Origin of the sequence: Mycobacterium tuberculosis complex sp. N0072 (assembly GCF_030323725.1) — a bacterium.
In the GTDB taxonomy this organism is placed as follows: domain Bacteria; phylum Actinomycetota; class Actinomycetes; order Mycobacteriales; family Mycobacteriaceae; genus Mycobacterium; species Mycobacterium tuberculosis.
Map to the genome: position 1 here is coordinate 2,018,425 of NZ_CP040689.1, position 11,060 is coordinate 2,029,484.

Below are 11,060 nucleotides of genomic sequence, written 5' to 3' on the forward strand. Positions count from 1 at the left end.
AGCCACCGTCGCGAACCAAGCGTGCGCGTTCACGGATTCGTCCGCCTGAGTTGGCGGATATCGGTTGGGTTCAACAGGAGGTAGCCAACCCATGACGGCGAATCGAGGGCCCGCTGCAATCTCGAGCGGCTCGAACTCTGGCCGCGTTCTCGACACCGCCCGGGGTATCCTCATCGCTCTTCGGCGGTGCCCCGCAGAGACCGCGTTCGACGAGTTGCACAACGCCGCTCAACGGCACAGATTGCCGGTCTTCGAAATAGCTTGGGCACTAGTGCATTTGGCGGTCGAGGGAAGCACGCCATGCCGGAGCTTCGTCGATGCCCAGTCGGCGGCTCGGCGGGAGTGGGGTCAGCTTTTTGCGCATGCGGCGGCGTAATGCCAGCTTGGCGGTGGTGTGGGGAAGCACCGCCGCCAGCTAAACGGATCGGCTTCGAATCCAGGAGCCCAATCAGCGAGTCCAGTCCGGCGAGTCCGCGGCGGCGCGCAACGCGGCGATTATGCGCTGCTCTTTTTCCAGAAATCGTGCGGTGGGCGCCGGCACCGAGATCGCGATCACGTTGTCGCCCAGGGCGCGTCGTGCGATCGCAGCCGCGGATATCCCTGGGGTGTGCTCGTTGCGGTCGAAAGCGATACCGGTGCGCCGGATCTCGACGATCTCGCGCCGTAGACCTTCGGCCACCATGGGATCCAGACGGCAGAGCGCGGCCTCGGCGTCGGCGTCGTCGAGAGCAGCCAGCGCCGCTTTTCCATTCGCGGTTCCGTTCAACGGGAAGCGGAGCCCGACGGCTGAGACCGCACGCAGCCGGTAAGACGATTCGATCTGGTCGACAAACCACATTCGCTGGCCGCGCAGTACCGACAGGTCGACCGTTTCGCCGTCGGTCGCGCGGGCAACTCGCTCGACGGTCGGCCGGAACGCCGCGGCTATGTGGGCTCCGGTGACACTTCCGAATCCCAGCAAACGCTCGCCCAGTGCGAAGCGGCCGTGCGAATCGACACTAACCAGCCCCACCTCGACCAGGCCGACCAGCAAGCGTCGAGTCGTCGATTTGGCCAGCCCCAGCCGCTCGCAGAGATCGACTAGGCGCAGGTGTCCCGGTTCGGCAGCTATTTCGTCCAGCGCGGCGACGGCGCGACGGAGCACCTGGATGCCTTCGTCGCGATTCGTTGTCGACTTTCCTTCCGTAGGCGGCACAACTGCAATATAGTGAACCGAAATACGGATCACAATGATTCGAAATACGGACCAGGAGTTTTGCTATGAGGGCGCTACCGGCCGGGCGGCACTTCTTCCGGGGCAGTGACGGGTACGAGGCGGCTCGCCGCGGCACCGTGTGGCATCGGCGCGTACCGGATCGCTACCCCGAGGTGATCGTTCAGGCTGTCAGTGCTGACGACATTGTCAGCGCCATCCGCTACGCCACGGTCAATGGCCATAAGGTGAGCGTCGTGTCCGGTGGGCACAGTTTTGCCGCCAGCCATCTGCGCGATGGCGCTGTGCTGCTCGACGTGAGCCGGATAGACCACGCCTCCATCGACGCCGATAAGGGCCGCGCGGTCGTCGGTCCAGGGAAGGGCGGCAGCGTGCTCATGGCCGAACTGGAGGCGCAGGGCCTGTTCTTCCCGGGTGGCCACTGCAGGGGAGTCTGTCTCGGAGGTTATCTGCTGCAGGGCGGATACGGCTGGAACAGCCGGATCTACGGCCCGGCGTGCGAGAGCGTGATTGGCCTGGACGTCATCACCGCCGACGGCGCGCAGATCCATTGCGACGCAGACAATCACGCCGATCTGTACTGGGCCGCCCGCGGCGCCGGTCCGGGCTTTTTTGGCGTCGTCACCTCGTTTTACCTGAAGCTGTATCCGAGGCCGGCCACCTGTGGCACCAGCGTCTATGTCTACCCATTCGACCTTGCCGACGAGGTCTTTACCTGGGCCCGCGCGGTCAGCGCCGAAGTCGACCCTCGGGTCGAGCTGCAAGCCCTTGCCTCCCGCGGTGAACCGAGCATGGGCATCGACGTCCCCGTCATCTCCCTTGCCTCGCCCGCTTTCGCTGACTCGCCCGAAGAGGCCGAACAGGCCCTCGCCCTGTTCGGCACCAGCCCGGTTGTCGAGCAGGCACTGGTCAAAGTCCCTTATATGCCAACCGATTTGCCTGCCTGGTATGACGTCGCGATGACCCACTACCTGTCAGACCATCACTACGCGGTGGACAATATGTGGACGTCGGCGTCCGCTGAGGACCTGCTGCCGGGTATCCGCTCAATCCTGGACACGCTGCCCCCGCATCCGGCGCACTTCCTCTGGCTGAACTGGGGTCCATGCCCTCCCCGTCAAGACATGGCCTATAGCATCGAAGCCGACATCTACTTGGCGCTCTACGGCTCCTGGAAGGATCCGGCCGACGAGGCGAAGTACGCCGACTGGGCGCGGTCCCACATGGCCGCGATGTCGCATCTGGCGGTCGGCATCCAGCTCGCCGACGAGAACCTCGGTGCGCGTCCGGCGCGCTTCGCCAGCGACGCGGCCATGGCCAAGCTCGACCGGGTGCGCGCCGAATACGACCCCGACGGTTTGTTCAACAGTTGGATGGGAAGAATCTGATGGCCAGCGATCTGTACCTGGGCTACCGCAACGACGACGCGGACACGCCGTTCGGCAAGTTCTTCAAACCCGAGATGGCCCCGCTGCCACAGCATGTCGTGGTGGCGTTGCAGCATGGCCCCCAGGCCGGGATGGCGTTGCTCGCCTTCGACGACGCCGCGAGCATCGTTGATGAGGGCTATCAGCAGACCGAGAACGGCTACGGGATTCTCGGCGACGGCAGCATGCAGGTATCCGTGCGCACCGACATGCCCGGGGTCACTCCCGCGATGTGGGCATGGTGGTTCGGCTGGCACGGCAGCGACACCCGCCGCTACAAGCTGTGGCACCCGCGGGCCCATCTATCGGCGCGGTGGAAGGACGGCGACCAGGACAGCGGGGCCGGCCGTCGGGGCGCGCAGCGTTACGTCGGCCGCTGGTCGATGATCAGCGAGTACATCGGCTCGACGAAACTGGGTGCCGCAATACAATTCGTCGAGCCGGCGGCCATGGGTCTGCCCGACGACAGCGACGATACGGTGTCGATCTGTGCGCGGTTGGGCTCTGCTGACGCCCCGGTGGATGCGGGCTGGTTCGTCCATCAGGTCCGATCGACGCCGGGCGGGTCCGAGATGCGGTCACGGTTTTGGATGGGCGGACCGCACATCGCGGTGCGCAAGGCACCCGAGGTCGCGTCCAAGGCGGTGCGTCCCATCGCGTCGAAGCTAATCGGCGTCTCGGAATCGACCGCGCGTAATCTGCTGGTGTACTGCGCGCAGGAGATGAACCACCTGGCGGGGTTCTTGGCGGACCTGTGGGAAAGCTTCGGTGACGAGTGAGGTTTCAGCTTTGCTCGGCAAACGCTGGCGCCACGTATTTTTCGACCAGCCGGCGTTCGGCTTCGTCGTTCTCAGCTGGCCAATACATCAGTGAGAGCACCACGCGTACCACCCATTTCGCGCCTTGCGGATCACCGCCGGCTATGCCGGTGAGCTCGGTAGCAAAGTCCGCAAGCAACGGTGACTCGGTGAGCCAGGCCAATTCACCGGCGCCACCGTGGATCGAGCCGAACATGAGCTTGCCCAGCGGGTCGGATCGGATTCGCTGAAGCGATAACAGGATCGCCGCGACGACTCGCTCCCGCCCCCGCAGAGTTTCGACATCCGAGCGCACGCCGTCGGCGATCCGGGCCGCGGCCCGGGTCAGAACGACATCCCGGATCTGGGCCTTGCCGCCGGCACGGCGGTAGATGGTCGCTCGGGAGCAGTGGACCTCGCGGGCTAATTTGTCGATGTCGAGTGCGTTGAGCCCGTAGCGCGTAATGAGGTCGGTTGCGGCGGCGTAGATCCGTTCGGCAGCGATCGTGCGGCGGTTGCCGCCCACGATCCAATCGTTACCCGGCACTGGTCAGGCGCATTTCCATCGAGAGGCGAAGAGCGATTCTTCTCATAGTGAGACACAAACCTTACTTATTCTCATCGTAGTTGCAGGTCCGCCTCCCGCGGTGAGACGTTCGCCGAAAGGCTCCCCGGGCGCAGTTCTCGACTTGCAGCGACGCGTTGACCAGGCGGTATCCGCCGATCACGCTGAACTAATGACAATTGCCAAGGATGCCAACACGTTCTTTGGTGCCGAATCCGTGCAGGACCCCTACCCGCTGTATGAGCGCATGCGCGCCGCAGGCTCGGTCCACCGGATCGCTAACTCGGACTTCTATGCCGTGTGCGGTTGGGACGCTGTCAATGAGGCCATCGGTCGTCCGGAGGACTTCTCCTCGAATTTGACCGCCACGATGACCTATACGGCCGAGGGCACCGCTAAACCGTTCGAGATGGACCCACTCGGCGGACCCACACACGTGTTGGCCACCGCCGACGATCCTGCCCACGCCGTGCACCGCAAGCTCGTGCTGCGTCACTTGGCGGCCAAGCGGATCCGCGTTATGGAGCAGTTCACCGTACAGGCTGCCGACCGGCTGTGGGTCGACGGCATGCAGGATGGGTGCATCGAATGGATGGGCGCCATGGCCAATCGCCTACCGATGATGGTCGTAGCTGAGCTCATCGGCCTGCCCGACCCCGACATCGCCCAGCTGGTGAAGTGGGGATACGCGGCCACTCAGCTACTCGAAGGGTTGGTCGAAAACGATCAGCTCGTCGCCGCGGGTGTGGCGTTGATGGAGCTCAGCGGTTACATCTTCGAGCAGTTTGACCGTGCCGCGGCCGATCCGCGGGACAATCTGCTCGGTGAGCTTGCCACCGCCTGCGCATCGGGGGAGCTGGACACTCTCACCGCCCAGGTCATGATGGTCACCTTGTTCGCCGCCGGCGGCGAGTCCACGGCGGCGCTGCTGGGCAGCGCGGTATGGATACTGGCGACACGTCCCGATATCCAGCAACAGGTGCGCGCGAACCCCGAGCTGCTGGGAGCGTTTATCGAAGAGACGCTGCGTTACGAGCCGCCATTTCGCGGCCACTACCGCCACGTGCGAAACGCCACCACCTTGGACGGCACGGAACTGCCCGCGGATTCGCACCTGCTGCTGTTGTGGGGCGCGGCCAACCGCGATCCAGCCCAGTTCGAGGCACCCGGCGAGTTCCGTCTTGACCGTGCAGGAGGCAAAGGCCACATCAGTTTCGGAAAAGGGGCCCACTTCTGTGTCGGCGCTGCACTGGCACGCTTGGAGGCTCGAATCGTCTTGCGTCTGCTGCTCGATCGCACCTCGGTAATTGAGGCAGCCGATGTCGGCGGGTGGTTGCCCAGTATCCTGGTGCGCCGCATCGAGCGGCTAGAGCTAGCTGTACAATAGGCGCTCGACGACTCCTATTGCAGCACAACGGATATCAGCAACAGCAGGTGCCAACCGCGGCGATCGGATGCGTGAGAATAGTGAAAGTGGTTGTCGCGGTCAGGATTTCTGCGATCAACCCTACCCGCATGACGCCGGCGGGTGGCCCCCGCCGGCCACGATAAATGCTTCGACCGCCGTGGCCCGCTCGTAACCTTCGACCTCCACGCGCCACTCGTAGATTCCTGGTTCCAAGGGAATTCCCGCAGGAATGTTGAGGGTGAGCGGCATGCGAACCGAGGTGCCGTGGATTGCGCCAGGAGCGCGGCCCGCCTCGGCGGCGGCTTCAAAGAGGATCCGCTGCGGCCCGTGTGGTCCCGGCACGACCACCGGATCGCCGTCGGCGGTGAGCAACTGGCATTTCAGCTGGTGCTGCTTATTGGTCTCATCCCAGTCGATGTCAAGGAACAGTACCAAAGCGAATGGGGGGGTCGGTGTTTGGCATTGCCGCCAGCCCAGCCCGAGCGCATGGACCTTCCCGGACTGGGCATCAGCCTGCGCCGCGTCCGACAGGAACAGACTGACCCTCATGTCGCCGCCGCTGCGATCGAACTCCCGGGTTCCGATTCCACCCCTGTCCTTCCCCAATGTGCAACTAGCCGAAGGTCGGTCAATACCGCACCCACTTAGACTGACTCCATCCCGACGGCAGGATAATACGTGGCGACCGGTAGATCTATGTTGTGCTATCTGGGCGGTGGCAGCTGGCGCGGACCGTCGGGGGAACGCAGTTCATGCGGACCCTCCCGTTGGGTCAGCTCCCCGGTCGACCCAACTGATAGGCTCGCCAGGTCTCGCGGAGGCACCTGCGCTAACGGCGGGTGATCATCGTTGGTAGCCAGCCGGCTACGGCGCGCAGAGTCCGACGATGCGATCGGGTTGCTTTCGGCAGGGGCAGCCGGGGAGTGGGATTCCAGCGGGGGCTGGTCGTTGGGGTCGGAACCTTCGGCATTGACCGTCACCTTGTGGGTGCGCTTGAACGAAAACGCGATCTCCTCGACCTCTTCGAACACCTGACGCGCGGTGCGCAACGGCGCAGTGGTGTTGTCGAGCATTCGTGCGACAAACGGCGGCACCAGTGGGCGAATCCACCGAGCCGCAGCCTTGGTGGCGTCTGGGATCGACCGGATCACTGGGGTTGCACGCTTCTCGCGTGGTTCAACCGCACCCTCCGGTTGGACCTGTGCCGGCAGGTTTTTCGCGATACCGGGGCGGTGATGGGCTGCCCCAGCAGGCAATTGGGCGACCGTCCGGCTGGCAGCTTCGGTTTCGGCGGCGATGGGCAGATACACCTCGTCCTCCACTGGCTGCAAGGTTCGCTCCGACGAAGCGCGCACTGGACCTTCGAGCGCTTCGACGACTCGGCGGCGTTGCTGTTCGCGGTCGATTTCGGCCTGGGCCTCGATGGCGAGGCGGGTCTGGGTGAGTTGGTGCTCGGCCCACATGATTTCGGCGGCCCGGCGAACCTCCGCCCGCTTGATCGCGATCGCGGTGTCCGCCTCCAACTCGGCGCGCTCCCGTTCCGCTCGCGCGGCCGCGTGGCGATCGTGCGTTGTGTCACCGCGCCATAGCCGGAGAATCAGCGGCAACAGGTACAGCAGCGCGAAGAAAGCGATCGCCAGCATTCGCGCCGTCAAGGCGCCGGCGCTGGCCAATGTCAGATCGTTCATGGCGACCCAGCGCGAGCCCAAACCACGACCCGCATCCGCGACCACGGCCTGGCGCACCTCGGCAAGAGCCTGCTCGTCGTGTGCCATTTTGGCGTCCAAGGCAGGTGCTTGGTGATCACGAGCCGCCAGCGCGTTGTCCAGCTCACGCTGCGCGTCGGCGAGAAGCTGGTTCGCCGTTCGTGTTTCGGGCCCTCGGCCGGGAACGCCGGTGATCCGGGTCTGCGGGCAGGCCGGAGTTGGGTGGTATTCGCAGCGTGCGACGACCAGCGCATCCTCCAGTCGTCCGCGCGCCCGCTCGACCGCGCTGTCCAGCGCAGTGCGCGCATTGCGGGCCTGTTGCAGGGAGGCCGACGCTTGCACGGCCGCCGGCGTCGCGTCGGCGCTGTGCATAGCTTGTTCATCGAGACGGCGGTCGATGGCACCGGAAAACATGACCAGCGCAGCGAGTTCGCCGACGACGAAACCGACGGCGACCGCGACGGACGCGCGTCCCGTAACGCCGGCCCGACCGCGAGCTGGGCCACTGGCCGTACCGCGGGTCACCGCGCCGACCAGCAGGCCGAGCACCAGGGCGAGCGAGGCAGCCCCGATGGGGGACGAGATCGGCCCCTGGGCCGCCTCGCTCACCGCGAGGCTCGCGAGGAGTCCGGCCAGCGCGGCGCCCACGGCCACAATCACGCCGGCCACGGCGTGCGTGGACCGCTCGTGACGCTCGCCGAGTTCGCGCCAGTGTCCGCCGCCGAGCCAGGTAAGCAGCCCCTCGATTCCGGACACGGCCGAGCGCTGCTCAGCATATTCGTGGGCGCACATGAGACTGAAAACACCTCCTGCTGGTCAAGCCTGGCAGGCCCCCGCCCGACACACCGAATCGAAGCGGCCCCTTGTGGTGTTGTTCACAACTGCGCGAGAGATGACGCAGATCACGTCGCGGCTGCCCAGCCGAATCCTCAGCGAGTTCAATGTCAAAATTACCGCGGCGCGAGCGGATCAGCGGCCATTATGGCAGGTGACGTGAGACGGTATACACCTATGCAAAATCACGACTACGTTACCTACGAAGAGTTCGGCCGCAGATTCTTCGAGGTAGCAGTTACCCCGGACCGCGTCGCCGCCGCGTTTGCCGACATCGCGGGCAGCGAGTTCGCAATGGAACCGATCTCCCAGGGCCCCGGCGGGATCGCCAAGGTTAGCGCGAACGTCAAGATCCGAGAGCCCCGGGTGACGCGAAAGCTGGGTGACCTGATCACGTTTGTCATCCATATCCCGCTGTCGATCGATCTCCTTCTTGACCTGCGCCTCGACAAGCAGCGGTTTATGGTCGCCGGCGACATCGCGCTGCGCGCCACCGCACGCGCCGCCGAGCCGCTGCTACTGATTGTCGACGTCGCCAAACCGCGGCCCTCTGATATCACGGTCAACGTGTCGTCGAAGTCGATCCGCGGTGAGGTGTTGCGCATCCTCGCAGGCGTTGACGGTGAGATTCGGCGATTTATCGCCCAGTACGTCTCTGCCGAGATCGACTCGCCCAAATCCCAAGCCGCTCAAGTCATCAATGTGGCCGAACAATTGGACTCTACCTGGAGCGGCCCGTAGCCAGCTCTGGATGCAGTCTGGCTGCCGGCCACCGAAAGCTCACCAACAGCTCATCGGTGAGGTCGTCGCAGCGCGCACCGCCTCGGCCAAGGTGGCTGCCCTGCGATCGGTGAAGATGTCCTCGAGCAGCATCGGCTGACCGTCGGGGCCGGTGAGCGGCACCCGCCAGTTCGGGTACTCGTCGGTGGTGCCAGGCTGGTTTTGCGTCCGGCGGTCGCCGACCGCATCGGTCAACGCCACTGCCAACAGCCGCGAGGGCGTTCGGCCCAGGTAGCGGTAGAGAGCCAGGACGGCCTCCTCCGAGTCGGGCTCGGCACCGTCCGCCAGCAGTCCGACCCGGCGCAGCTCGGCCATCCAGGCTGCCCGGTCGGCCCGGGCGGATTCGAGTTCCGCCTCCACGGGGTTGGTTAACAACCCAAGGGACTCGCGCAGCCGTACCTGGTCGCCGGCCAGGTAGCCGGCGGTCGGCGGCAGATCATGGGTGGTCACCGACGACAAGCAGTACTCCCGCCAGCGTTCGGCCGGCAATGGTGTTCCAGCCGGCCCGCAATCTCGATCCTGCTCAAACCAGAGAATTGAGGTGCCCAGCAGGCCCCGCAATAGTAGATAGTCGCGTACCCACGGCTCGACGGTGCCGAGATCCTCACCGACGACAACCGCCCCGGCCCGGTGGGCTTCCAGGGCGACGATGCCGATCATCGCGTCGTGGTCGTAGCGCACATAGGTGCCTTGGGTGGGCGGTGCGCCGTCGGGGATCCACCACAACCGGAACAGCCCGATGATGTGGTCGATGCGTACCGCACCGGCGTGCCGCAACGCGGCCTGGATCAGCGCGCGAAACGGTCGGTACTCCTGCTCAGCGAGCCGGTCCGGCCGCCACGGTGGCTGCGACCAGTCCTGGCCGAGTTGGTTGAACTCATCCGGCGGCGCACCTGCGGTCACACCTTGGGCCAGCACGTCCTGCAGAGCCCAGGCGTCGGCCCCGTTGGGGTGCACGCCAACGGCGAGGTCTGCCATGATGCCCAGCGACATGCCGGCCCGGAGCGCCTGCGACTGCGCACTGGCGAGCTGCTCGTCCAGCTGCCACTGCAGCCAGCGGTGGAAATCGACGGCATCGGCGTGTTTGTCGACGAAATCGGCGACACCTGAGGCATCGGGATGCCGCAGCGATTTCGGCCATCGATGCCAATCATCGCCGTACGTCTCGGCCAGCGCGCACCAGGTGGCGAAGTCGTCGAGGGCGCGGCCCTCGCGGGTACGGAAGGCGGCGTAGGCCAGCTCGCGACCCGCCGACCGCGGCACCCGGTGCACGAGCTTGAGTGCTGCGCGTTTGGCCGCCCAGGCGCTGTCGCGGTCAATGGTGTCGAGCTGGTCGGCGTGCTGTTGCACGTTGGTGCGCAACCGTTGCACCCGGCCACGCTTGGGCAGATCGACGAGTTCCGGAATGGCCTCCACCCGAAGGTAGAGAGGGTTGACGAAGCGTCGCGATGTCGGCAGGTAGGGCGATGGTTCGATTGGCTTCGAGCGCCCAGCGGGCCCGGGAAGCGTAGCCGCATGCAGGGGATTGACCAGCACATAGCCGGCACCGTGCGCAGACGCCGACCACAGCGCGAGATTCGCCAAATCGGTGAGATCCCCGATGCCCCATGACTGCCGGGACCGCACGCTGTAGAGCTGGACGGCCAGGCCCCAGGCACGACGGCCTGCCAGCTTGTCCGGCAGCCCCAACCAATCCGGCGTCACGACAACAGCGGCGCTGGCCTGCGAGTCGCCCGAACGCAGATTCACCCGGTGGTAGCCGAGGGGCAGGTCGGCGGGCAACACGAAGCTGGCCTCGCCGATCCAGCGTCCGTCAAGATCGAATGGCGGGGTGAAATTGTCGACCTGCACCACCTCGGCACGTGTCGTGCCGTCCTCGAGCTGCAACCACACGTCGGCCGGAGCGCCATCGGTCACATGCACCCTGAACTGCGTCTGCTCTCCGGCGCGCATGACGATGGTCGCCGGCAATGGACGCGCCCAGTAGGACCGCAGCTGCGCGGCCAGGGCGTCATTGCGTTGCTGTTCGGTCTGGGCGGGAACGCCGAGGGCGGCAAGAGCAGCCACCAATGTAGCCTCGGAGACCAGCACCTGCCGGCCAGTCCAGTCCGTGTACTCGGTGGCAATGCCGAATCGTCGGGCAAGTTCGACCAGCGAAGGCGCGAGCTCGGTCATGTCGCCCATCTTGCGTCCGGCACCCGTGTGCGGGCGAGCGCAGGAATCTGAGCCTTCCGTCAGCACAGCACGGTTGGCTACCGTACACCACTACGTTGCAGGTCAACGAGGTAGACTGCGGAGCGGACAGTTCCACAGGCGGACTCGGTCATTCG

At 65.5% G+C, this 11,060-nt stretch carries 10 protein-coding genes; 5 read left to right on the top strand and 5 right to left on the bottom strand.

Translation table 11 applies throughout. The features are described 5' to 3' along the window. Positions 1-64: 64 nt before the first annotated feature. A complete protein-coding gene (locus FF952_RS09390; protein ID WP_003408753.1) occupies positions 65-376 on the top strand; it encodes an ANTAR domain-containing protein in 312 nt (103 codons plus the stop codon). A gap of 72 nt (positions 377-448) precedes the next feature. On the opposite strand, the gene FF952_RS09395 is transcribed toward FF952_RS09390, so the two are convergent. After that, positions 449-1,195, bottom strand: a complete 747-nt coding sequence (locus tag FF952_RS09395; protein ID WP_003408754.1) for an IclR family transcriptional regulator — start codon at positions 1,193-1,195, stop codon at positions 449-451. 65 nt (positions 1,196-1,260) lie between these two features. Between FF952_RS09395 and FF952_RS09400 the strand changes: the two genes are divergently transcribed. Both FF952_RS09400 and FF952_RS09405 read left to right on the top strand, forming a co-directional pair. Beyond that, positions 1,261-2,601 (top strand): FAD-binding oxidoreductase, encoded by a 1,341-nt coding sequence (locus FF952_RS09400; RefSeq protein WP_003904702.1) that lies wholly within the window; start codon positions 1,261-1,263, stop codon positions 2,599-2,601. Continuing rightward, complete coding sequence (locus FF952_RS09405) at positions 2,601-3,419, top strand: DAPG hydrolase family protein (protein ID WP_003408760.1); 819 nt, start codon at positions 2,601-2,603, stop codon at positions 3,417-3,419. Before FF952_RS09400 ends, FF952_RS09405 begins: the two co-directional genes overlap by 1 nt. A gap of 4 nt (positions 3,420-3,423) precedes the next feature. Here the strand turns inward: FF952_RS09405 and FF952_RS09410 are convergent, their stop codons facing one another. After that, positions 3,424-3,984 carry a TetR/AcrR family transcriptional regulator gene (locus tag FF952_RS09410; protein ID WP_003899018.1) on the bottom strand — a complete coding sequence of 187 codons (561 nt, stop codon included), beginning with the start codon at positions 3,982-3,984 and terminating at the stop codon, positions 3,424-3,426. A gap of 190 nt (positions 3,985-4,174) precedes the next feature. Between FF952_RS09410 and cyp144 the strand changes: the two genes are divergently transcribed. Beyond that, the gene (gene cyp144, locus FF952_RS09415; protein ID WP_003911660.1) at positions 4,175-5,389 is read left to right on the top strand and encodes a cytochrome P450 Cyp144; all 1,215 of its coding nucleotides are present in this window, start codon (positions 4,175-4,177) and stop codon (positions 5,387-5,389) included. A 120-nt stretch (positions 5,390-5,509) separates the two neighbouring features. On the opposite strand, the gene FF952_RS09420 is transcribed toward cyp144, so the two are convergent. Beyond that, positions 5,510-5,959 (bottom strand): DUF6941 family protein, encoded by a 450-nt coding sequence (locus FF952_RS09420; protein WP_003408775.1) that lies wholly within the window; start codon positions 5,957-5,959, stop codon positions 5,510-5,512. A gap of 155 nt (positions 5,960-6,114) precedes the next feature. Beyond that, positions 6,115-7,908, bottom strand: coding sequence for a DUF4407 domain-containing protein (locus tag FF952_RS09425; RefSeq protein ID WP_003904703.1), 1,794 nt, complete (start codon positions 7,906-7,908; stop codon positions 6,115-6,117). A 219-nt stretch (positions 7,909-8,127) separates the two neighbouring features. On the opposite strand from FF952_RS09425, the gene FF952_RS09430 reads away from it, so the two are divergent. Next, positions 8,128-8,691, top strand: a complete 564-nt coding sequence (locus FF952_RS09430; RefSeq protein ID WP_003408792.1) for a hypothetical protein — start codon at positions 8,128-8,130, stop codon at positions 8,689-8,691. 39 nt (positions 8,692-8,730) lie between these two features. Here FF952_RS09430 and malQ read toward each other — a convergent pair whose 3' ends face one another. Next, positions 8,731-10,905, bottom strand: coding sequence for a 4-alpha-glucanotransferase (gene malQ, locus FF952_RS09435; RefSeq protein ID WP_003408795.1), 2,175 nt, complete (start codon positions 10,903-10,905; stop codon positions 8,731-8,733). Positions 10,906-11,060 lie beyond the last annotated feature (155 nt).